At 62.6% G+C, this 19,693-nt stretch carries 29 protein-coding genes; 24 read left to right on the forward strand and 5 right to left on the reverse strand.

The features are described 5' to 3' along the window. Positions 1-7 precede the first annotated feature (7 nt). The 5 genes from nifN (at position 8) to fdxB (ending at position 2,924) form a co-directional block, all read left to right on the forward strand. Positions 8-1,387, forward strand: a complete 1,380-nt coding sequence (nifN, locus tag V5F68_RS13240; RefSeq protein WP_394016306.1) for a nitrogenase iron-molybdenum cofactor biosynthesis protein NifN — start codon at positions 8-10, stop codon at positions 1,385-1,387. Positions 1,388-1,412: 25 nt separating this feature from the next. Continuing rightward, positions 1,413-1,808 carry a nitrogen fixation protein NifX gene (gene nifX / locus V5F68_RS13245; protein WP_348844648.1) on the forward strand — a complete coding sequence of 132 codons (396 nt, stop codon included), beginning with the start codon at positions 1,413-1,415 and terminating at the stop codon, positions 1,806-1,808. Between the two features lie 8 nt (positions 1,809-1,816). Beyond that, a complete protein-coding gene (locus V5F68_RS13250; RefSeq protein WP_394016305.1) occupies positions 1,817-2,284 on the forward strand; it encodes a NifX-associated nitrogen fixation protein in 468 nt (155 codons plus the stop codon). Positions 2,285-2,292: 8 nt separating this feature from the next. After that, positions 2,293-2,493 carry a CCE_0567 family metalloprotein gene (locus V5F68_RS13255; protein ID WP_394016304.1) on the forward strand — a complete coding sequence of 67 codons (201 nt, stop codon included), beginning with the start codon at positions 2,293-2,295 and terminating at the stop codon, positions 2,491-2,493. Positions 2,494-2,624: 131 nt separating this feature from the next. Next, positions 2,625-2,924: a ferredoxin III, nif-specific gene (gene fdxB, locus V5F68_RS13260; protein WP_394016303.1), complete on the forward strand. Its 300-nt coding sequence runs from the start codon at positions 2,625-2,627 to the stop codon at positions 2,922-2,924. Between the two features lie 250 nt (positions 2,925-3,174). On the opposite strand, the gene V5F68_RS13265 is transcribed toward fdxB, so the two are convergent. The 4 genes from V5F68_RS13265 to V5F68_RS13280 form a co-directional block, all read right to left on the reverse strand. Then, positions 3,175-3,492: a hypothetical protein gene (locus V5F68_RS13265; protein ID WP_394016302.1), complete on the reverse strand. Its 318-nt coding sequence runs from the start codon at positions 3,490-3,492 to the stop codon at positions 3,175-3,177. Next, positions 3,489-3,758 carry a hypothetical protein gene (locus V5F68_RS13270; protein ID WP_394016301.1) on the reverse strand — a complete coding sequence of 90 codons (270 nt, stop codon included), beginning with the start codon at positions 3,756-3,758 and terminating at the stop codon, positions 3,489-3,491. The genes V5F68_RS13265 and V5F68_RS13270 overlap by 4 nt, the downstream gene beginning before the upstream one ends. 29 nt (positions 3,759-3,787) lie before the next feature. Next, positions 3,788-4,648, reverse strand: coding sequence for a sulfurtransferase (locus V5F68_RS13275; RefSeq protein ID WP_394016300.1), 861 nt, complete (start codon positions 4,646-4,648; stop codon positions 3,788-3,790). Positions 4,649-4,735: 87 nt separating this feature from the next. Further along, the gene (locus V5F68_RS13280) at positions 4,736-5,194 is read right to left on the reverse strand and encodes a hypothetical protein (protein ID WP_394016299.1); all 459 of its coding nucleotides are present in this window, start codon (positions 5,192-5,194) and stop codon (positions 4,736-4,738) included. A gap of 166 nt (positions 5,195-5,360) precedes the next feature. Here V5F68_RS13280 and V5F68_RS13285 point away from each other — a divergent pair, with 166 nt between their 5' ends. After that, positions 5,361-7,028 (forward strand): flavin monoamine oxidase family protein, encoded by a 1,668-nt coding sequence (locus V5F68_RS13285; protein ID WP_394016298.1) that lies wholly within the window; start codon positions 5,361-5,363, stop codon positions 7,026-7,028. 11 nt (positions 7,029-7,039) lie between these two features. Further along, entirely contained in the window at positions 7,040-7,450 is a 411-nt protein-coding gene (locus V5F68_RS13290; protein ID WP_394016312.1) for a Rieske (2Fe-2S) protein, read from the forward strand. A 15-nt stretch (positions 7,451-7,465) separates the two neighbouring features. On the opposite strand, the gene V5F68_RS13295 is transcribed toward V5F68_RS13290, so the two are convergent. Then, positions 7,466-8,074, reverse strand: a complete 609-nt coding sequence (locus V5F68_RS13295; protein ID WP_394016297.1) for a hypothetical protein — start codon at positions 8,072-8,074, stop codon at positions 7,466-7,468. Between the two features lie 149 nt (positions 8,075-8,223). Between V5F68_RS13295 and V5F68_RS13300 the strand changes: the two genes are divergently transcribed. From V5F68_RS13300 to V5F68_RS13380, 17 genes are all read left to right on the forward strand, one after another. After that, entirely contained in the window at positions 8,224-9,921 is a 1,698-nt protein-coding gene (locus tag V5F68_RS13300; protein WP_394016296.1) for an AAA family ATPase, read from the forward strand. A 207-nt stretch (positions 9,922-10,128) separates the two neighbouring features. Next, positions 10,129-10,449, forward strand: a complete 321-nt coding sequence (locus V5F68_RS13305) for a HesB/IscA family protein (RefSeq protein ID WP_348844637.1) — start codon at positions 10,129-10,131, stop codon at positions 10,447-10,449. 88 nt (positions 10,450-10,537) lie between these two features. Continuing rightward, complete coding sequence (locus V5F68_RS13310) at positions 10,538-10,828, forward strand: NifU family protein (RefSeq protein WP_394016295.1); 291 nt, start codon at positions 10,538-10,540, stop codon at positions 10,826-10,828. A gap of 48 nt (positions 10,829-10,876) precedes the next feature. Further along, positions 10,877-11,992 (forward strand): cysteine desulfurase NifS, encoded by a 1,116-nt coding sequence (gene nifS, locus V5F68_RS13315; RefSeq protein ID WP_509274712.1) that lies wholly within the window; start codon positions 10,877-10,879, stop codon positions 11,990-11,992. Between the two features lie 56 nt (positions 11,993-12,048). Continuing rightward, on the forward strand, positions 12,049-12,264 hold the full coding sequence (nifT, locus tag V5F68_RS13320; RefSeq protein WP_348844634.1) for a putative nitrogen fixation protein NifT: 216 nt from the start codon (positions 12,049-12,051) through the stop codon (positions 12,262-12,264). A 6-nt stretch (positions 12,265-12,270) separates the two neighbouring features. Next, positions 12,271-13,134, forward strand: a complete 864-nt coding sequence (locus V5F68_RS13325) for an SIR2 family NAD-dependent protein deacylase (protein WP_394016293.1) — start codon at positions 12,271-12,273, stop codon at positions 13,132-13,134. Between the two features lie 285 nt (positions 13,135-13,419). Beyond that, positions 13,420-14,982, forward strand: coding sequence for a nitrogenase cofactor biosynthesis protein NifB (gene nifB / locus V5F68_RS13330; RefSeq protein WP_394016292.1), 1,563 nt, complete (start codon positions 13,420-13,422; stop codon positions 14,980-14,982). Positions 14,983-15,016: 34 nt separating this feature from the next. Continuing rightward, positions 15,017-15,241: a YfhL family 4Fe-4S dicluster ferredoxin gene (locus V5F68_RS13335; protein ID WP_348844631.1), complete on the forward strand. Its 225-nt coding sequence runs from the start codon at positions 15,017-15,019 to the stop codon at positions 15,239-15,241. 10 nt (positions 15,242-15,251) lie between these two features. Further along, positions 15,252-15,563, forward strand: a complete 312-nt coding sequence (locus V5F68_RS13340; RefSeq protein WP_348844630.1) for a HesB/IscA family protein — start codon at positions 15,252-15,254, stop codon at positions 15,561-15,563. Between the two features lie 31 nt (positions 15,564-15,594). Then, positions 15,595-16,134, forward strand: coding sequence for a hypothetical protein (locus V5F68_RS13345; RefSeq protein ID WP_394016291.1), 540 nt, complete (start codon positions 15,595-15,597; stop codon positions 16,132-16,134). Further along, positions 16,124-16,894: a 4Fe4S-binding leucine-rich repeat protein gene (locus V5F68_RS13350; protein ID WP_394016311.1), complete on the forward strand. Its 771-nt coding sequence runs from the start codon at positions 16,124-16,126 to the stop codon at positions 16,892-16,894. Before V5F68_RS13345 ends, V5F68_RS13350 begins: the two co-directional genes overlap by 11 nt. After that, complete coding sequence (locus tag V5F68_RS13355) at positions 16,894-17,214, forward strand: nitrogen fixation protein NifZ (protein ID WP_348844627.1); 321 nt, start codon at positions 16,894-16,896, stop codon at positions 17,212-17,214. Before V5F68_RS13350 ends, V5F68_RS13355 begins: the two co-directional genes overlap by 1 nt. Continuing rightward, positions 17,211-17,450, forward strand: coding sequence for a nitrogen fixation protein NifZ (locus tag V5F68_RS13360; protein ID WP_348844626.1), 240 nt, complete (start codon positions 17,211-17,213; stop codon positions 17,448-17,450). Before V5F68_RS13355 ends, V5F68_RS13360 begins: the two co-directional genes overlap by 4 nt. A gap of 15 nt (positions 17,451-17,465) precedes the next feature. Next, complete coding sequence (locus V5F68_RS13365; RefSeq protein WP_394016290.1) at positions 17,466-17,825, forward strand: DUF3024 domain-containing protein; 360 nt, start codon at positions 17,466-17,468, stop codon at positions 17,823-17,825. 46 nt (positions 17,826-17,871) lie between these two features. Further along, positions 17,872-18,141, forward strand: a complete 270-nt coding sequence (locus tag V5F68_RS13370; protein ID WP_394016289.1) for a DUF6129 family protein — start codon at positions 17,872-17,874, stop codon at positions 18,139-18,141. Next, complete coding sequence (locus V5F68_RS13375) at positions 18,138-19,331, forward strand: DegT/DnrJ/EryC1/StrS family aminotransferase (protein ID WP_394016288.1); 1,194 nt, start codon at positions 18,138-18,140, stop codon at positions 19,329-19,331. The genes V5F68_RS13370 and V5F68_RS13375 overlap by 4 nt, the downstream gene beginning before the upstream one ends. 56 nt (positions 19,332-19,387) lie before the next feature. Further along, complete coding sequence (locus tag V5F68_RS13380; protein WP_394016287.1) at positions 19,388-19,690, forward strand: 2Fe-2S iron-sulfur cluster-binding protein; 303 nt, start codon at positions 19,388-19,390, stop codon at positions 19,688-19,690. Positions 19,691-19,693: the final 3 nt, after the last annotated feature.

The following is a 19,693-nucleotide window of genomic DNA, read 5'->3' on the forward strand; positions in this document are numbered from 1 at the left end:
CGTCGCCATGGCCACAGTCACACTTGGCAAGAAGGCCTGCGCGGTCAATCCGCTGAAGATGAGCCAGCCGATCGGCGGCGCACTCGCCTTCATGGGGCTGCGCGGAGCCATGCCTCTGCTGCACGGCTCGCAGGGCTGCACCTCGTTCGGCCTGGTGCTGTTCGTGCGGCACTTCAAGGAAGCCATTCCGATGCAAACCACGGCTATGAGCGAAGTGGCCACGGTTCTCGGCGGCTATGAGAACGTAGAGCAGGCGGTTCTGAACATCCACAAGCGCACGAAGCCCGAAATCATCGGCATCTGCTCCACCGGCGTTACCGAGACCAAGGGCGACGACGTGGAAGGCTATATCAAGCTGATCCGGCAGAACCATCCGGAAGTGGCCAATTTGCCCATGGTCTATGTCTCGACCCCGGACTTCAAGGACGCGTTCCAGGACGGATGGGAAAAGACCGTCGCGCGCATGGTGGAAGTGCTGGTGGAGACGCCCCGCAGCGCCGCCCGGCGCGATCCGGCCCGTGTGAATGTTTTGCCCGGCTGCCACCTGACCCCCGGCGATATCGAGGAAGTGCGCACCATCCTCGAGGATTTCGGCCTTGAACCCTCGTTCCTGCCCGACCTCGGAGGCTCGCTGGACGGGCATATTCCGGACGAATTCACCCCTACGACCATTGGCGGCATCGGCGTGGAGGAAGTCGCCACAATGGGCCAGGCTGCCTGGACCATCGCAATCGGCGCCCAGATGCGGCTGGCGGCCGAGGCGATGGAGAAGAAAGCGGGTACGCCGTTCCGGGTGTTCGAGCGCCTTTGCGGCCTTGGCCCGAACGACGCGTTTGTTTCCTTCCTCAGCGAGATCAGCGGCCGGCCCGTGCCGCTGAAATACCGCCGCCAGCGCGGCCAATTGGTGGACGCCATGCTGGACGCGCATTTCCATGTGGGCGGCCGGAAGCTCGCCATCGGCGCGGAACCCGACCTGTTGTTCGATCTCAGTTCCATGCTGCATGAGCTGGGCGCCCATGTGACGGCCGCCGTGACAACCACCCAATCGCCGGTGCTGACGCGGGTGGAAGCGGACGAGGTCCTGATCGGCGATCTGGAAGATCTGGAAACACTCGCGAAGCAACGGGGCTGCGACCTGCTGGTGACGCATTCCCATGGGCGCCAGGCGGCGGAGCGCCTTCACATCCCGTTCTATCGTGCCGGCATGCCCATGTTCGACCGGCTCGGCGCGGGACATCAGCTGAGCGTCGGTTATCGCGGCACGCGCGACACGATCTTCCACATCAGCAATCTCATCATCGCCGACCACGAGGAAAACCACGAACCCACGCCCGACACCTGGCGCATCACGGACGATGCGCCAGGCCATGCAGCCGCGACGCATTGATGCGCGACGAGACAAGGAAGATCCCATGAAAATCGCATTTGCCACCCAGGATCTGAAACGCGTCGATGCTCATTTTGGCTGGGCCAAGAACATCGCGATCTACGAGATCGGCCCGCAGGGCCATCAGTTTCTCGAAGCCATTCAGTTCGATGGCGACCTGAAGGAAGATGGCAACGAGGACAAGCTCGGTCCGAAGATCGATGCCATCAAGGATTGCGCGATCCTCTATGTCGCGGCCATCGGCGGCTCCGGCGCGGCGCGTGTTGTCGCAAACAATATCCATCCCATGAAGGTGAACCAGCCGGAGGAAATCTCCGAGTTGCTGGTGAAGCTCGAGGACGTGCTCAAGGGCAATCCTCCCCCGTGGCTGCGTAAAGCTCTGGCCAAGGGACAGGAACGCACCTTCGATTTCGATGAATGAGGAACACCATGGCCGATACCGCAGAACTCGCCCCGACCCCCGCCGCCGAGGCTCCCTTCATCAAGGAATTGATCAAGGTGTGGCGCGCGCAGGATTCCCATGGCGCCTGGGACAGCAAGGCCGACCTTGACCTGCTGGAACCCTACATTCTCGATAAAGAGGCGCGTCGCGCGCTGCCGATCATCGGCGATCCCGATCCCGACACGCTCTGGCGCATGGAGCTGTTCTTCAACGCCGTCTGCCTTTCCATCGAGAAGGCAACCGGCGTGATGATCACGCCCATGATGAAGATGAGCCATGAGGGCTTCGGCCGCATGGTGCTGATCGGCGGCCGGCTGATCGTGGTGAACAAGCAATTGCGCGACGTGCACCGCTTCGGCTTCGACTCCCTCGGCAAATTGGCCGAGGAAGGCCAGAAGCACGTCAATGCCGGCATCGAGATGATCGAGAAGTTCGAACCCGTCGCGAAATATTGAGGTGACCCATGAGCGACCTGGAAAGCTTGAAGGCGGAAATCAAGAAGCTGTCAGCCAAGGCGACGGCCGCCAAGATGGATCTGCATGATCTGTCCGAGGAACTGCCGATCAGCTGGGAGACCATCCCCGACGTCGCCAAGCGGGCCCACGAGGCCTATGCCGAACTGGAGCAGAAGCGCGCCCAGTTGAAGGCGCTCGAGGCCGCCTGACACCGCAGGCGAGATCACGCGCAAACGGCAGCTGAAATGGCCTCATGGGCTGGCAGTCAAGCGCGCGAAAAACCCTCTCGGCGCCGGTCAAGGAGCGGCGCCGTCAGTCTCATCTGAAAGTCGAGAGCATCATGTCAAACGCAACCCGCGACGGCCGCGCCTGGCAGCCGGAATATCTCCTGGCCATCGACGCCAAGAAGTGCATCGGCTGCGGCCGCTGCTACAAGGTCTGTGGCCGAGATGTGATGACCTTGAAAGGCATCAACGAGGACGGCGAATTCATCAGCCTCGATGACGACGAGGATGATGAGGTCGAGAAGAAGATCATGGTGATGAATGACGACGGCGCCTGCATCGGCTGTGGTGCCTGCGCGCGCGTCTGCCCCACCAATTGCCAGACCCACGGCGCCGAGAAGGCCGAAGCCGCCTGAAATTCCCGGGGGCTGGGGCGGAGCGGGCCCGCCGCTCCTGCCTGACAAGCGGGACTAACGCCGGGCCCACGGCTATGGGCCCTAGGTTACGATCCCCGGCAGGGACACCGTGTCCGTGCAGACTGGCGCTAATCCGCCTTTAGATCGTCGCTTCAACTAAAATTCCCGACGCATTCAGCCGCGACCAAGATTCCCTTTCGGGAGCCTTGGTCGCGGGTGTTTCATCTTCGGATGCTTCTGATGGCGGGTCTTATTCGATGCCCTGCTCGCGCGCCTTCCACATGGCGGCGATGCGAAAGCGTTCGTTGATCGCGGCGGGGCTTGCGAGGATCTGTGCCTCGGCCTCTGCGAACGCAGCGACCACCTTCTCGGCCTCCGCCCGCGTCAAAGGAAGACGCCCGGCGACGTGGGTGGCGTCCGGCACGGCGGTGAGGATCGCACGCCGGTTTGGATGATCCTTTACCTCGATCAGTTCGAAGGCTTCGAGCGCCCCATCGAGGCAGATCGCGAGGCCGATCACCTCCAGCTTTCGTCCATCCTGGGTGGTCTTGATGAGGGTGGTCATCATGTCGTGCCTTCCTCTTCTGCCGCGAGCCAGCTGTATCCGCCCTGATCCCAGAGCTGGGCCAAGGCCTGGTCTGCGTTCCACGCGGGGAACTGCTGGCGGATCGTTTCAAAATCGCTCTGAAAGCGGGCTGCGTCGTCGCCGGCGAGATGGGCGGCCATGTGCTCGGTCTTGAACCGCAACACGAAGGACGCCCCATCTCCGCCGGCGCAGAGCTGATATTCCTCGCCCTCCAGGATGATGCCGGCCGCGATCGTCTGCTCGCTCATACGCGTGGCCTCCTTCTGGCTTGTGGCCTTCATGCGGCCACGGCCGCCGGCGTGTCCTCGGCGCCGCCCCATTCCGCCCAAGATCCGTCATAGACGGCGGCCGAGGCGTGTCCGATCATATGCAAGCCCAGCGCGAGCACGCAGGATGAAATCCCCGACGCGCATGTGGTGACGATCGGCTGGTCCAGGTTGATGCCCGCAGCCACGAACCGTGCCGTGATGGCCTCGCGTCCCAGCAGGGCCCCGGTCTCCGGATGGATCAGGTCGGCCCAGGGAATGTTGACGGCATTAGGGATATGGCCCAGCTTCTTCACAGGGAAAACATCTTCCTGAGTCCCGTCGAACTTCCCCGGCGCACGTGCGTCGATGAGTTGCTCGGCGTTGCTCGCCAGATTGGCCTGGACCTGGCCCAGGCTGCGCACCAGCTCGGGCCGGAACCGGGCCTCAAAGGCGCGCGGCTCGGGACGCACCGGCGACATTTCCGTCGGCAGCTTTTCCTTCACCCATTTGGCGAATCCGCCGTCGAGCATCACCACATTGTCGTGGCCGAACACACGGAACATCCACCAGGCGCGCGCGGCTGCGGAGCCGCCGTACAAACGATCATAGACCACGACGCGATCGCCGGGTCCCACGCCCATCAGCCCCACCTTCTTCGCGAAATCGGCGGCACTCGGCAGCATGTGCGGCAGCGGACTCGATGTATCCGCCACGTGATCGATATCGAAATGGACAGAGCCGGGAAGATGACGTCCACGATATTGCGTCCGCCCGTCAAGATTTGTGCTGGTGTGATGCCAGGTGCAGTCAAGGATCCGCAAGTCGGGATCCGTGAGGTGCGCGGTAAGCCATTCGGTGGTTACAAGTCCTTCACGAGTTTCCGAGCTCATGCACCTGATCTCCCTGTCGGAAAGCCGACCCCCTGTCGCGAATTAGACACCGCAGGCAAAGCGGCGGTGTCTTGCACCGGGCACATCTCACAGAACGCGCGGCATCGCGTAGCCCGGCTGGGGCCGCGCATCGTAATAGTCCGGCCGCTCCGGCCAGCCGCCTTCGGCGATGAATTTGAAATGGGCGATCCGCACCGGAGCGCCGACCGAGCAGGACACCTCGGTAAACTTAATCTCGCGATTTCCCGGCCCGGCGGAAAAATCCGCCACCACCTTGCCATCCGCCGTGCGCGCGCGCGCAAATCCGGGGGTTCCCACCGTCACAGCGGGCACGGAACTCGCTACGAACAAAGGTATTTCCTCGCCTTCCACCTCGGGCCCGAACGCGGGGGTGGCGAAGGTGAAGGTGGTGAGGATGCCGCTGCGCTCCACCGGCCGGTCGGCCGTGAGGGGACGGGCGACGGAATAGACGGTCAAGGTTCCGCCGGCGAGAAGGGCCTTCAGCTCTTCCAGGGAAGCTTGGGCAAATTCTTCTGCAACGTTCATGTCAGTCTCCAAACATTGGCGGGTCGGGGAAGGACAGATCAATTTCTGTGCCAATTGTCCCAGCATCTGCTGCACCGGCACTTGCGACGGATCGCACGCTCGCTCGCGAGAAATGTGCGCGAATCTTGCAGGACGCTTCCGTGAGACGAACAGATGTAGGCAGCCCATGCTGGACACGGCGATTATCGGAGGCGGGCTATGCGGCCTCGCCCTGGCGCGAAGCCTCTCCCGACACGGCCGACCGGCCGCGCTCTTCGAGGCGCGCGCGCGGCTCGGGGGGCGCATCCTGACGGTTCAGGACGGCACGAGCGGCCTCTCGCTCGATCTTGGTCCCACCTGGTTCTGGCCGCAGAGCCAGCCTCTGGTCAGCAGCCTCATCGCCGAGACTGAACTTGCCGATATTCCTCAGCACGATGAAGGCGTCGTGCTGCACCTGCGCGATCCGGACAAGCGGGCCGAGGAAATTACAAATCGGCAGGTGCATGGCGACGCCCGCCGCCTGGAAGCCGGCATGGAGCGGCTCGTGGAAGCGCTGGCGCAGGACCTGCCGTCGGCGCGAACCTATCTTGACCATGTGCTCACACGTGTCACGGACCGGGGCGATCATGTCGCCCTGACCTTTCGTGTCGGCGACCACACAGTCTCGCTGGAAGCCCGGTGCGTCGTCCTCGCCCTACCGCCGCGTCTGCTGGATGAAAGCGTCCGGTTCGAGCCGGAGCTCAGCGAAGCGGTTCGCGACGCCATGCGCGGGACCGAAACCTGGATGGCCGCACGCGCGAAGGTGATGGTCACCTATCCCAGGGCCTTATGGCGGGACACCGGCCTTTCGGGCAACGCTTTCGTCACCCATGAGCAAGCGGTGATCGGCGAAGTGTTCGACGCCTGCGACGCCGCTGCTGAAAAGGCCGCGCTGGGCGGCTTTCTGGCGCTGACTCCGCAATTGCGCCAAGCGTTCAGCGCCGGCCTGCCCATGCTGATGGACAATCAGCTGATGCAATTGTTCGGCGCGGACGCCGAGGGCGGTGCCCAATATTATCAGGATTGGGCGAGCGAGCCGTTCACGTGCAGCGCGCGCGACCGGGATGCGACGATCGGCACCCATTCGGACACGGGCAATCCGCTTCTGCGCCGGGCGCTCTGGGGCGGGCGGCTGCACATTGGCGGTTCGGAAACGGCGGCGCAGGGCGCCGGCTATCTGGAGGGGGCATTGGATGCCGCCCGGCGGATCGAACGCGCCCTGACCCAGGCTTGGGCCGCACAAAGTGCCCACGCACGCGCAGAGGGACATTTCGCTGAGGATCTTGACGACTTGGGAGACGAGCCCGCGCTCGCCGCCTGGAGGGCCTGGGTCGCACTTCAAGGCCCGCTCGCCTTCGACGATTACCGTCGTCGCGTGACCCACGCCCTTGCGGCTCAGCAGCGCGAGCAGATCACCCAGCGCGCCATCCTCGCCGCGGCCGAAACGACCTTTGCCAACGCTTTGGTAAAGCTGGGCACACTGCCGCTCGATCGCAGCGGGGCGCATGTGGAGCGCGGGCGCTCCAGCCTCACGCCTCTGGTTCAGCAGCCGTTCGGCGCCTTCATGCAGTCCCTCATGGACGATGTGACGGCCTTTAATCGCACATCCTGCGCCTTATCGAATTTTCCTGACGAACATCAATTATCGAAGGACTATGTGCAGGCCATCCTGCGCGACATCGCGGCGGCATGGCAGGAATTCTCCCGCGCGGCCAATCGCCTTCTGCTGCCGGTCACGCAGCCGGAACACGGCCTGCCCGCCGACGCGCGGGGGGATCCGCGCACAGACCGGCCAGCATCGGGGCTTTCGTCATGAGCGAGCGCAATATGGAAGACAACGTAGCCTACGCCATCTGCAGCATGAGCGACATTCCAAGCCAGAGGGCCGCCGGCTTTCACCTGATGATCGTCGGCGAAAACGGGGAGCCGAAGCCCTGGCCAATCATCGTTGTGCGGTGGGGACGCCAGGTGTTCGGCTATGTCAATAAATGCCCCCATGACGGGGTGAATCTCGATTGGGAGCGCAACCAGTTCCTGGACCCGAACGGCATTCGCCTCATGTGCGGAAAGCACGGGGCCCTGTTCGAGCTGGGCACCGGAACCTGTGTGGACGGCCCGTGCAAGGGCAAGGGCCTCATCCCCGTCGCATTGACCGTGCTCGACAACGACATCTGCGTGACCGGCGTCACCCTCGTGGAAGAGGATGACGAGGTCGCGGCGGACGAAGCGCAGGCTTGACGAAGGCCGGGCCCGTCACACGGGCCGGTTCTCATTGCGGTTCTTCACGGGCTCCATGCGCGCGACGCCTTCCTCGAAGGTGATGGGCGTATAGGCCTCGTTGAAGCCGATCGCCGCGTCGAGCAGGTAGTCCAGCTTTCCGGCCGTATCGAGCTTCTTCACGTCATTCTTGTCGATGCTCATCAGGTCCATCATCTCCTTCCACACCGTCGATTCATCGCACGGCAGAACGAAGAAGGTGATGCCATCGATCACGACCTTGTATTTCGCCAAGAGGTCGATGTTGTTGGCAAAGATGAAATATGTCCCGGTCGGGCTCAGCAGCCCCTTCAGAACCTCGGCGGCGACGGAGAGGTAAGCGAAGGAGTGGATATAGCCGACCAGGATCGGGATGGTGGGCTCGCCCGCCTGGACGATGGTGAGAACCTGCTCGATGGAAAAATCCGGCGGGCGCTTCTCGTCCGCGACCTGGGCCTGGAACTTCAGCGCGATATCGCCACGGAAGCCGAAGCGGCCCGGCTTCTTCGTCGGCGCCTTGAGAACCGCATTGAGCAGCCGTCCCTCCCGATCAAGCCGGGCCAGCGCGGTCTCCTCGATCGTGATCGTCTTCTCAAGCGTCGTCATGGATGATTCCCCGGTTTTCAAAGGCATTTCCGGCGCCCACGCGCCGACCGGGACCACCGATGCAAATAGCCTGCCGCTCCAATACTGGCGCGAACCATGCATGCGCAGGAGGCACGCATCCGCGTTCCCTTCCGAAGCGATACATCGCGATGAAGCTGCAAATCGAACGCCCCTATATCGAGGCGATGACCGCAAGTTTTCCAGCCCTCGCGCCACTCAAGGAGCAATTGCGCTTCGGCGAAAAGGTGGAGGTCGCGTTCACCCAGCTTTCGGAAGCGGAGCTGAACTTTCTGCAGCACTTGTACCGCGGCGCCGGCCCGCAGATGCAAACGCGCTTGGCGCAAATTGCGACCCTGCAAAGGGCGTTCAGCGACAAAAGTGTCAGGTTTGCTGCGAACGATCTGGAATCCGTCGTGCCCGCCATCGCCCGGTATCTGATCGCGGACGCGATCCGAGGCTGGATGTTCACCGCCAACGTGGCAAGCCGGCCCCTGCCCTATGTGGTGACGCGCTTGGATTATACGCCGCCCTCAAATGACGAGACCGGGCGTGTGTTCGTCGAGCTGAAGGCCAATGCCAAGGGTGCCGTCACCTCCACCACGCTGCGCATTTCCGGTGGCGAGATCGCTGGCAAGACGATCGCGGAAATCTTCGCGCACAAAGGCTTTCTGAAGGAAACGCCGGAACTGATTGCCGCCTATGACGAGACCGAGGCGCGCTATTTCGCCTGGCGCGGCCGCTATGGCGCGCAATTCTCTGGTCGCGGGACCGGCTTCTATACCGAGGATCCCAATTCCTCCCACCGCGATACCGACTGGTCGCGCAAGGACGTGGTCGTATTATCCTCCGGCGGCGGCGCCGCTCGCCTGGTGAACGACGAAAGCATTCTTACAGCTCGCGCCCTGACGCTTGAGGTCACCGGAGATATTCTTGGGCAATACCTCCGCAAGGCGGCGAAGAGCAACCTCTATGATGCAGAGGAGGAGGTGGAGGAATCGAAGGCCGCGATCCGCCCGGGCCTGTTTTCCCGCATTCCAATCCACCCCTATGTTCTCATGTTCCATCTCGACCTGCACCATTACCTTTGGGTGCACGTGGACGACATGGAGCCCTATGCCTATCAGCCGAACCTCAAGGAAAAGCTGGTTCTACCGGAGGAGCAGACCGACCTCATCGACATCCTGACGGCCGAGATGGACGTTCTGATGGATGACATCGTGTCGGGAAAGTCCGGCGGCACCACCGTGTTGTGCGCGGGCCCTCCGGGGGTGGGCAAAACCCTGACCGCCGAAGTTTACGCCGAAATCATCCAGCGCCCGTTGTATCGCGTGCATTCCGGCCAACTCGGCTTAAATGCGGCCGCCATGGAGAGCGCGTTGAAGGATACGCTCACCCGAGCGCAGCGCTGGGGCGCCGTGATGCTGATCGATGAAGCCGACGTTTACATCAAGCGGCGGGAAGACGACATCGCGATGAATGCCGTGGTGGGCGTTTTCCTGCGGGTGCTCGAATATTTCAACGGACTCCTGTTCCTCACCACCAATCGCATCGACGACATCGATGAGGCGATCGTCTCGCGCTGCATTGCGCTGATCAAGTTTCATCCACCCAATGCTGCTGCACGACGCCGGATCTGGAGCGTTATGAGCGATCAATTCGGCCTCTCGCTCGACTCACCTCTGCTTGATGCACTGGTCGAAACCTTCCCTGCCACAACGGGGCGCGACATTAAGGGCCTCGCGAAGCTGGTGGCGAAATATTGCCGCCACAAGCGCGTGCCGCCAACGCTTGGCGTCTTCGAACGCTGCGCGATCTTCCGCGGAATTGACCTGGGGGATGCGGCCTAACGGTCTCCCCTTCGCATACCGGCGATAGGCATTCATCAGCCGGCGACGCACGTCCGTTTTCGAACCCGGCCCCCTCTGTCGCAAAGCCGACACGCGTCGCAAAGCACACAGCCAGATATAAAAATATCATTTTGATACAATGCATTAGTCCGTGGCACGGGACTTGCTGAACTCTTCTCAGACAGGTCCAATCAGCGAGGGCGGACAATGATCAATCTGACGGATAGTGCGGTAAATGCGGTGCGGACGGCCATGACCTCGGCCGCCGAACCCGCCAGCGGCTTGCGCATCCAGGTCGAGGCGGGCGGCTGCGCCGGCTACAAATACCAGATGGGCCTCGTCGCCGAGGGCGACCCCGACGACACCGTGATCGAGCGCAATGGCGTGAAGGTGTTCGTCGACAACAAGAGCCATGAATATCTGGCAGGCACCACCATCGACTTCGTGGTGGCACTGGAAGGCTCGGGTTTCACCTTTGAAAATCCGAATGCCAAGTCCAGCTGCTCGTGCGGCAAGTCGTTCGGCTGACCTTCACCCGTCCGCACCCGGCACGCGGCTCGCCACAGCGCGGGCGCAGCGTGCCGGTTTCCGCAGAAATCCTCTCCAGGAGAATGTCATGCTGGCAGAAACCGAGAACCTGCAGGCTCCCCCCGCCGAAGACAGCGAGCGCGTGCGGATCATCAAAGCGGTGATCGAGGAAGTGCGCCCGAACCTTCAGCGCGACGGCGGCGACTGCGAGTTGCTGGAGATCGACGGCAACAAGGTGATGGTGCGGCTAACCGGCGCCTGCGTGTTCTGCAAGCTCGCCAGCATGACGCTGGAGGGCATCCAGTCCAAGGTTGTGGAACGCCTGGGCGAGCTGGTGCGCATCATCCCCGTGGCGGGCGCCGCGAAAGCCCGGCATTGAAAGAGGCGCACGGTGCCGATCTATCTCGACAACAATGCGACGACGCGCATGGACCCGGCCGTCGTCGCATCCATGTTGCCGTATTTCACCGAGCAGTTCGGCAATGCGTCCTCGGCCCATGCCTTTGGCAGTGAAGTCGCGGTCGGCCTGAAAGCCGCCCGCAAGAGCCTGCAAGCGCTGCTCGGAGCCGCGTTCGATCATGAGATCGTCTTTACCTCCGGCGGCACCGAATCCGACAACACCGCCATCCTCTCCGCGCTCGATGTGCAGGAGGGGCGCGATGAGATCGTCACCTCGGCGGTCGAGCATCCCGCGGTTCTCGCCCTCGTCGAGCATTTGCAGGCGACGAAAGGCATCAAGGCCCACATCATTGGCGTCGATGCCAGCGGACGGCTGGACCTTGATGCCTATGCCCGCGCGCTCGGGCCGCGCACCGCGCTCGCCTCGGTGATGTGGGCGAATAACGAAACGGGAACCCTGTTTCCGGTGGCGCATCTCGCCGATCTGGCGCACGCGGCCGGTGCGCTGTTCCATACCGACGCTGTTCAAGCGGTCGGTAAGGTGCCCATCGATCTTCAGGCGACGCCAATCGACATGCTTTCCCTGTCCGGACACAAGCTGCACGGACCCAAGGGTATCGGCGCACTCTATCTGCGCAAAGGCACGAAATTCAGCCCGCTGGTGCGCGGGGGCCCGCAAGAGCGGCGGCGGCGGGGCGGCACGGAGAACGTGCCGGGCATCATCGGCCTCGGCAAGGCGGCGGAACTCGCCCTCGCCCATCTCAAAGCCGCACCCGGCGAAATAGGCGACCTGCGGAACCGGCTGGAACACAGCGTGGTGCAGCAGATCGGCCACTGCCAGGTGCTGGGCGACCATGAGAACCGGCTACCGAACACCTCCAATGTCGCCTTCGAGCATCTCGAGGGCGAGGCGATCCTCCACCATCTCAACCGCGCTGGCATCGCTGCCTCGCTGGGGTCGGCTTGCGCGTCCGGCTCCATGGAGCCTTCGCACGTGCTGCGCGCTATGGGCGTTCCGGCGGCCGCCCTGCGCGGCGCCATTCGCTTTTCATTCTCGCGTGAAAATACGGTCGAAGAAGTTGACCGGGTTTTGCAGGTGCTGCCCGAGATCATCACGAAACTTCGGACATTGTCCCCCACCTGACAATGACGCAGCACGTCTACACCGGAATACACGCCACCAATTCACGGAGATTTATTATGAAAATCATGATCCGCCGCTCGCCGGAGACCGGACTATCCATCTATGTGCCCAAAAAAGACCTCGAGGAGCCGATCGTCGAAACCGAACACGAGACGCTCTGGGGTGGCTGGATCAAGATCGCCAACGGCTGGGTGCTCGATCTGCCCGAAATGGCCGCAGGCACCACGCTGCCGATCACCATCAATGCCCGCAAGCGCGGCGAAGAAGGCTGAACGTCGATGAACGCCCCCATTCCCCATATCGATTTTGCCAACGCCGTCGATGCCGAGGCGGTGCTGACCAAGGTCGCCGAGCAGATGCGGGCCGGCATGGTGGTGCCCTATCTCGGACCCGGCCTGACGGAGCTGTCAAAGCCCGCCATTCCCATGAACCCTGAGGCCTTGGCGGCATTTTTCGCAACCAAAGTGGCGCTGCCCCGACGTGCCAGGGGCAACGCCTGGGCTTCTGCTCAGCATATCGAGAGCATGAAGCATCGCTCCACCGTCACGGCGCTGATGACCGAAGCCTTCAGCCCACCAGTGGAGCCGACCGAGCTGCATCGCTATCTCGCCACCCTGCCTCTGCCGATGATCGTCGACACCTGGTACGACGGCGCCATGCGCACGGCATTGTCGGAGCGCTCGGACTGGGGGGAGGTGCAAGGCATCACCCGCGCCGGCATCGGAGAAGACCGCTGGTATCGCTTCTATGATGCCGCCGGCGCGGAGACCGAGCGAGCGATGGCGCGCGGTTGGACGACGCTGCTCTACAAGCCGCATGGGTCCATCGCACCAGCCAAGAACTTCCTGATCTCCGACGCGGATTATGTTGAAGTCCTGACGGAAATCGACATTCAGACGCCGATTCCGGACGTGGTGAAGGACCGCCGCGCGCAACGCAATTTCTTGTTCATCGGCTGCCGGTTCAACGACCAGCTCCTACGGACCTATGCGCGCCAGATTTCCAAGCGCTCCGGCTCGCAGCATTTCGTAATCGTCGAACCCCAGGGCCTATCGAAGAACGAAATGCGCTTCTTCATATCCCAGGGCCTCACCCCCATCGCGCTGCCGCTGGAACGCGCCGTGGAGATCCTGCTCGGCTGACCCACCTGCTTTTCGGTTGACCGACCATCGGGGCGCCCAGGCGCTCCGATGGTTTTTTTACGGGCCTCGCACGCTCCGACCTGGCCCGCCCAGGCACCGCGATATCTGTAATCTTTCCAACATACCGCCAAAGCTTTCGTCGAGACGTGTTCGCAAGGCGACAGAGGAGGTGGGCGGGCAAGAAATTGATATTGCTCAAATTCATGTATTTTCAGGCGGTGGCACGCGAGTTGCTCATATCTCCCCAGGACATTTTTGAAATTTGGCCAGCAACGGGGAACGGACATGCACGCATTAGCAGAGCACGAAGGCGCGTCGGCCGGAAGCGTCGCGAATGTCAGCGAAGTCATGCAGGCGATTGCGGAGCACAAGGGCTGCGGCACGTCGGGCGGCAGCGGCAAGGCCAGCTGCGGTTCCGGCGCAGGGGCCGGCGATCTCCCCACCGAGATCTGGGAGAAGGTGAAGAACCACCCCTGCTACAGCGAGGAAGCCCACCACCACTACGCGCGCATGCATGTGGCGGTGGCACCGGCCTGCAACATCCAGTGCAATTACTGCAACCGGAAATACGATTGCGCCAATGAATCCCGCCCCGGCGTGGTGAGCGAGAAGCTGACCCCCGAACAGGCCGCCAAGAAGGTGCTCGCGGTCGCCTCCACCATCCCGCAGATGACGGTGCTTGGCATCGCCGGCCCCGGCGACCCGCTCGCCAATCCGGAGAAGACCTTCAAGACCTTCGAGCTGATTTCGAAGACCGCGCCGGACATCAAGCTCTGCCTCTCCACCAACGGGCTCACCCTGCCCGACCACGTGGACACCATTGCCGGCTTCAACGTCGATCACGTCACCATTACCATCAACATGGTGGACCCCGAGATCGGCGCGAAGATCTACCCCTGGGTGTTCTGGAAGCACAAGCGCTACACCGGCGTCGAAGCCGCCAAGCTGCTCACGGACCGGCAGTTGCTGGGCCTCGAGATGCTCACCGAGCGCGGGATCCTGTGCAAGGTCAACTCGGTGATGATCCCGGGCATCAACGACAAGCACCTTGTCGAGGTAAACAAGGCGGTGAAGTCGCGCGGCGCCTTCCTGCACAACATCATGCCCCTCATCTCGGCACCCGAGCATGGCACCGTGTTCGGCCTCACCGGCCAGCGCGGCCCCACGGCTCAGGAGCTGAAGGCACTGCAGGACAGCTGCGAGGGCGAGATGAACATGATGCGCCATTGCCGCCAGTGCCGCGCCGACGCGGTGGGCCTGCTGGGCGAGGACCGCAGCGCGGAATTCACCACCGACAAGATCATGGCCATGGAGGTCAATTACGACCTCGACAGCCGCAAGGCCTACCAGGCCCTGGTGGAAGAAGAACGCGTCGCCAAGGTTGCCGCCAAGCAGGAAGAACTGACCACGCTGGCCGGCGCAAAGAGCGACATCAAGCTGCTCGTGGCGGTCGCCACCAAAGGATCCGGCCTGATCAACGAGCACTTCGGCCACGCCAAGGAATTCCAGGTCTATGAGCTGTCCACGGCGGGCGCGAAGTTCGTCGGCCACCGGCGCGTGGACCTCTATTGCCAGGGCGGCTACGGCGACGAGGACAGCCTGGAAACGGTGATCCGCGCCATCAACGACTGCCATGCCGTGTTCGTGGCCAAGATCGGCGGATGCCCGAAGGGTGACCTGCAGAAGGCCGGTATCGATCCCGTGGACCAGTATGCCCACGAATTCATCGAGAAGTCGGCCATCGCCTGGTTCAAGGCATATCTCGACAAGGTGAACAGCGGCGAGATCGAGCATGTCGAGCGTGGCGACGCCGAGATCCGCCAGGGCGCGCTCATCACCGCCGCCTGATCTTTCGAACACTGACGAAGTCTAGGAGCAATCGATGGCCCTGAAGATCATTGCCTCGCAATGCACGAGCTGTTCGGCCTGCGAGCCGGAATGCCCGAACGTGGCGATCCGGGAAAAGAATGGCACCTTCGTGATCGATCCCAAGAAGTGCACCGAATGCATCGGCCACTTCGATTCACCGCAATGCACCGCCGTATGCCCGGTCGACGACACCTGCGTCATCGATACGTCCTATCCCCGCTACCAAGCTCCGGCCTGAGGCGTCTATCATGAACTTCACCATTACTCCGGCTGCAGAAAAATTCGTCCGCCTCATGCTGCGCGCCGACGGCGGTGCGACGAGCGGATTCCGCCTGGCGGTGACGCCCGGCGGTTGCTCGGGCCTCTCCGCCGACATCGCCGTGCTGCCCAGCCCGGCCGCCGGCGATGCCATCGTGGAACGCAATGGCGTGCGTTTCTTTCTGCCCGCCGAGAGCCGGCTCCTGCTGGACGGCGTAACCATCGACTTCGCCGACACGCCTGCCCAGACCGGGCTCGTGTTTCGCGATCCCAAGGCCCGTTCGTGCAGCTCGCACGGTTGAGCCGAAGCCACACGAGGGCGGGGTCCCAGCCATGACGCAGACCGCACGTTTGGACATGGCGGGCCCCGGCCTCGACGACGGCCTGCTGGCGGCAGCGCTCCTTGGAGAAGGTTTGCCGCCGGCGGCCGAGGCGCTTCTCACGCAAGCTGGCCGTTCTTATCATCTGGATGAGGTCGCGGAGCGCCATCTGCGCGAAGCGGAGGCGCTCGCTCCGGGCCATGCCGCGGTACTGATCGGCCTCTATCGCTTTTATTTCTACAAGGGGCGACTTGCGGAGGCGCTCGAGGTGGCGAAGCAATGCCTGGAGAAAGCGGCTCGCGAAAATAATCTCGCCCCGCGCTGGCAGGACGTGAGCGCGGGCGATGCCGAGTTCGGCCGCTACGACGCCATGCTGCCCCGCTTTTATCTTTTTACCCTGAAGGGTTACGCCTATCTCCAGATGCGCCTTGGCGCGCTGGAAGAGGGACGCGCCGCCGTCACCAAGCTGATCCAGCTGGACCCCAGCGACAAGATCGGCGCGAAGGTATTGCTCGACGTTCTCGAACGCATTGGGCAAGACGATGATGGATGAAATCGACGAAGCCCGCGATTGGCAGGGCAACGAAATCGATTGCGCCGCATGTGCGCACCAGGATCTGCTCAACGCTCGCCTCTGCCGGCTGAAGCATGCCTGCGTGCACGACCGCTATGCCAGGCGCATCGACCGTTTCTTCAATTGGAATCCCGGCCTCTCTAACAGCTATATCGCCCATCCGCATTTTGAAGTGCGGGCGATCTCGGCGAAGCACGCTAGCCCCTTCGTGCTCCAGCCTCTGCTGGACGATCCGGAGGAAACCGTGCGCTGGAACGCCGCGCGGCGATTGCCGAAGCGGCTGATCCTGCGTCTGCGGCACGACCCGCACAGAGAGGTTCGCATCCGCATCGTGTCGCTGCTCGACGATGCCGAACTGATCCCCATGATGGCGGATCCGGATTACTACGTCCGCCTCGTCATCGCCCGGCGGGTCGCACCGCCGCTGCTGGCGCGGATGATCGAGGATCCTGAGGTTGAAGTCCGCAAAATCGTGGCGCAGCGCCTGCCGCGCGACTGGTTGCTGCAGATGGTGGACGATGCCGACGCAGCGGTGCGGCTGGAGGTCGCCCAGCGCCTCTCGCCCGATCTGCTGGCCCGCCTGCGGCACGATCCGGACTGGCGCGTGCGCTACGAGGTGGCGCGCCAGATCGCGGTTGAAGACATCGCCGAGCTAGCGGACGACGCGGACACGTTTGTCCAAGACATGGCGCGCTCCCGGACGTTGCAGAGCCAAGGACGATCAATGGAGTACCCGTGATGAGCAATATTGTTCGCGACAGCGACGTGGTCGAGATCACCGCTCCTCCCTATTTTTCCTTCGGCGAGAAGGTGAAGGCGAAGCGCACCATTCGCAATGACGGGACTTACGCGGGAAAGGAGATCGGCGACATCCTCGCGAAGAAAGGGGAGGAAGGCTACGTGGTAAGCATCGGCACGTTCCTCCAGCAATTCTACATCTACGGCGTCGAGTTCATGGAGAGCGGAAATCGCGTCGGCATGAAAAAGAAGGAGCTGGAGCCGGTTCTTTCCCGCGACGACATGGCGGACATTCCCCTGCCCGGAGGACCCATAGCGTGATCGAACCCAGGCTTCCGAAATACCAATGGGGACAGCGCGTGAAGGCCACCATCGACCTACACAACGACGGGTCGTTTCCATCAGCGCCGTTGGAAGCGCTCCTGGTGGCCACCGGTGCCACCGGCGAGATTGTCCAAGTCGGCACACACACTGAAGCGAACATGCCAATCTATCTCGTCGAGTTCGGCGAGCATCTGGTGATCGGGTGTTTGGAAGAAGAAATCGTTCCGCTCTAGAGCATGAGCTGGGCCATGAATTCGGCGACCCTGGGATCCCGTTCGGCGCGCATGTCGGCTCATCCAAATGAGCTGGACCGACGCCGCATCGTGCGCGGTCTGAAGGCCCGTCGGCGCTACCGCTATGTGGAACCGAGCGTCGTGGACGTGGATGGCGGCTATCGCATCGCGAGCCCCTGCTGCTCGCGAAACATCGACGCCGAGGGTGGGATCATAGACGTCGCCCTGCTCCTGTTCGAACCGGAAAACGAGATTTGGCGCCTATTCTGGAAGAACCACAAGACCGGAACATGGGAGCTTCACAGCGTTCATGTCCGCTTGGCTTCGATCCTCGAACAGCTGAACATGGATGATGAGCGCACGTTCTGGCAATGATCTTGCATAGATAAGATTGTCAGATCTCGAACATAGGATCGCGCACATGGCATTGAAAGCGGACGACTTGACACAGATCGACCAGATACTTTCTGCCGTGGACGCGGATGCCAGTGTATTCGCGGATTTGCGCAAGCGGTTTCCCCATTTGTCCTGGTCCCGCTGCGACGCGTCGGATGTGACCGAAACACCGTTCCGCATTTATCCAAGGTTCGAGGTCCACCTGCTGGATGCCGCGGACCACTGCGTGCTGATCACGGCAGACCCTGAGCGCGCCACCGGCCTGGTGCTCGCAGCCCGGAAGACAATGCCATGAACGAGGCTGCCCTTTCCGACGACCTCGTCGCGGCCGGCGACGACGAGGCGGAGCTCATCCCCCTCTCCGATCCGGACATCACGCTGGCCGAGATCGAAGCGGTGGACAACGCGATGCGGGCGCCGCGGCTTTCCGCTGGACCGGGCGTGGCTGCGTTTGAAGACGCGTTCGCCAACTATCTCGGCCGCAAATATGCGGTCGCGGTGCCGAGCGGCACGATTGGCCTGCTGCTGGCGTTGAAGGCCGTCGGCATCGGGCCCGGCTCCGAGGTGATCGCCTCGTCCTATTCCTTCCGCGAGACGGCGCATGCGATCAGCCTTGCCGGCGCCCGCCCGGTGTTCGCGGATATCGACTATTGGGCCGGAACGCTCACGCCGGAAAAAGCCGAAGCGAAGATCACCCCACAAACGCGCGCCATCATCGCTGCCAACACCAACGGCCACCCAGCCGCGTGGGAAGGCCTGCGCGCGCTCGCGCAGCGGCATGGCCTCGCCTTGTTAGAGGATTCCACCGAGGCCATCGGCTCACGCTATCAGGGCAAGCCGGTCGGCACTTTCGGCGACATGTCGGTGTTCGATTTCTCCCAGCCCTCGGCTCTCACCTGCGGGGAGGGCGGCATGCTGGTGACCGACGATATCGACCTTGCGGTCACCGTGCGCCGGCACCGCGCGCACGGCCTAGAGGAACGCGGCTCGGTGGTGGTCGGCGGCTCGGCGCCCTATCAGGCGAACATGAGCGATATCTCGGCCGCTCTTGGCCTCGCGCAGTTGAAGCGCATTGATGAGATCCTGGAACGGCGGCGGCTCATCGAGCATCTGTACTACAAGCACGTCGCATCGTTCGAGGGCATCAAGGATCCTTACGTCGGACCGGATGTCTCCGAGGTGAACTGGTTTCTCTATCTCGTCCATCTCGGCAATCGCTTTTCCCGCTCCAGCCGCGATGCCATCGTCGAAGACCTTCGGGTGGAAGATGTGGAGGCCGCTGGATACTGCAATCCGCTACACCTCCAGCGACACTATCTCGATATGGGATATCGCCGGGGCGACCTGCTGGTGACCGAGAAGCTGGCCGACCGGGCCGTCGCTCTCCCCTTCCACACCCATCTCACCGAAGATCAGATCGAGTTCATCGTCGCCACGATGAAGGACGCATCCATTAATGTCGGGGCCGGGGCGGCGATTTACTGATGATTAGGTGAGATCCACAGCTTCAACATCTGAAAGATAAGTTTAGGAGAGAGAAAATGACCACGCTTACCGTTATGCCCTCTGGAAAGTCGTTCGATGTCGCCGAGGGCTCCAGCCTGTTGGCAGCGATGCTCGGCGCGGAGATCGGCATCCCGCACAAGTGCGAAGGGAAGGCGAGCTGCGGCAGCTGCCATATCTTCGTCCTGGAAGGCCGCAAAGGTCTCTCCAAGATTGCACGCGAGGAGAATGAGAAGCTCGATGCCATCGTCGGCGTCAGCTCGAAGTCGCGCCTCGCCTGCCAGGCGAAGGTGCTTGGCACGGAGAACATCAAGATCGAGTTGCTCGGCTTCGATTCCTGACCG

It is taken from the genome of Roseixanthobacter pseudopolyaromaticivorans (assembly GCF_043195145.2).
In the GTDB taxonomy this organism is placed as follows: Bacteria; Pseudomonadota; Alphaproteobacteria; order Rhizobiales; family Xanthobacteraceae; genus NCEH01.

Coding starts and splice junctions, on each gene's coding strand:
- nifN (WP_394016306.1), top strand. CDS start 8: ATGGCCACAGTCACACTTGGCAAGAAGGCCTGCGCGGTCAATCCGCTG.
- V5F68_RS13355 (WP_348844627.1), top strand. CDS start 16,894: ATGAGCAATATTGTTCGCGACAGCGACGTGGTCGAGATCACCGCTCCT.
- V5F68_RS13295 (WP_394016297.1), bottom strand. CDS start 8,074: ATGACGACGCTTGAGAAGACGATCACGATCGAGGAGACCGCGCTGGCC.
- V5F68_RS13290 (WP_394016312.1), top strand. CDS start 7,040: ATGGAAGACAACGTAGCCTACGCCATCTGCAGCATGAGCGACATTCCA.
- V5F68_RS13335 (WP_348844631.1), top strand. CDS start 15,017: ATGGCCCTGAAGATCATTGCCTCGCAATGCACGAGCTGTTCGGCCTGC.
- V5F68_RS13275 (WP_394016300.1), bottom strand. CDS start 4,648: ATGAGCTCGGAAACTCGTGAAGGACTTGTAACCACCGAATGGCTTACC.
- V5F68_RS13345 (WP_394016291.1), top strand. CDS start 15,595: ATGACGCAGACCGCACGTTTGGACATGGCGGGCCCCGGCCTCGACGAC.
- V5F68_RS13270 (WP_394016301.1), bottom strand. CDS start 3,758: ATGAGCGAGCAGACGATCGCGGCCGGCATCATCCTGGAGGGCGAGGAA.
- V5F68_RS13350 (WP_394016311.1), top strand. CDS start 16,124: ATGATGGATGAAATCGACGAAGCCCGCGATTGGCAGGGCAACGAAATC.
- V5F68_RS13250 (WP_394016305.1), top strand. CDS start 1,817: ATGGCCGATACCGCAGAACTCGCCCCGACCCCCGCCGCCGAGGCTCCC.
- V5F68_RS13285 (WP_394016298.1), top strand. CDS start 5,361: ATGCTGGACACGGCGATTATCGGAGGCGGGCTATGCGGCCTCGCCCTG.
- nifX (WP_348844648.1), top strand. CDS start 1,413: ATGAAAATCGCATTTGCCACCCAGGATCTGAAACGCGTCGATGCTCAT.
- V5F68_RS13380 (WP_394016287.1), top strand. CDS start 19,388: ATGACCACGCTTACCGTTATGCCCTCTGGAAAGTCGTTCGATGTCGCC.
- V5F68_RS13310 (WP_394016295.1), top strand. CDS start 10,538: ATGCTGGCAGAAACCGAGAACCTGCAGGCTCCCCCCGCCGAAGACAGC.
- V5F68_RS13375 (WP_394016288.1), top strand. CDS start 18,138: ATGAACGAGGCTGCCCTTTCCGACGACCTCGTCGCGGCCGGCGACGAC.
- V5F68_RS13280 (WP_394016299.1), bottom strand. CDS start 5,194: ATGAACGTTGCAGAAGAATTTGCCCAAGCTTCCCTGGAAGAGCTGAAG.
- V5F68_RS13365 (WP_394016290.1), top strand. CDS start 17,466: ATGAATTCGGCGACCCTGGGATCCCGTTCGGCGCGCATGTCGGCTCAT.
- V5F68_RS13340 (WP_348844630.1), top strand. CDS start 15,252: ATGAACTTCACCATTACTCCGGCTGCAGAAAAATTCGTCCGCCTCATG.
- nifT (WP_348844634.1), top strand. CDS start 12,049: ATGAAAATCATGATCCGCCGCTCGCCGGAGACCGGACTATCCATCTAT.
- V5F68_RS13325 (WP_394016293.1), top strand. CDS start 12,271: ATGAACGCCCCCATTCCCCATATCGATTTTGCCAACGCCGTCGATGCC.
- nifS (WP_509274712.1), top strand. CDS start 10,877: ATGGACCCGGCCGTCGTCGCATCCATGTTGCCGTATTTCACCGAGCAG.
- nifB (WP_394016292.1), top strand. CDS start 13,420: ATGCACGCATTAGCAGAGCACGAAGGCGCGTCGGCCGGAAGCGTCGCG.
- V5F68_RS13255 (WP_394016304.1), top strand. CDS start 2,293: ATGAGCGACCTGGAAAGCTTGAAGGCGGAAATCAAGAAGCTGTCAGCC.
- V5F68_RS13370 (WP_394016289.1), top strand. CDS start 17,872: ATGGCATTGAAAGCGGACGACTTGACACAGATCGACCAGATACTTTCT.
- V5F68_RS13265 (WP_394016302.1), bottom strand. CDS start 3,492: ATGATGACCACCCTCATCAAGACCACCCAGGATGGACGAAAGCTGGAG.
- V5F68_RS13305 (WP_348844637.1), top strand. CDS start 10,129: ATGATCAATCTGACGGATAGTGCGGTAAATGCGGTGCGGACGGCCATG.
- fdxB (WP_394016303.1), top strand. CDS start 2,625: ATGTCAAACGCAACCCGCGACGGCCGCGCCTGGCAGCCGGAATATCTC.
- V5F68_RS13300 (WP_394016296.1), top strand. CDS start 8,224: ATGAAGCTGCAAATCGAACGCCCCTATATCGAGGCGATGACCGCAAGT.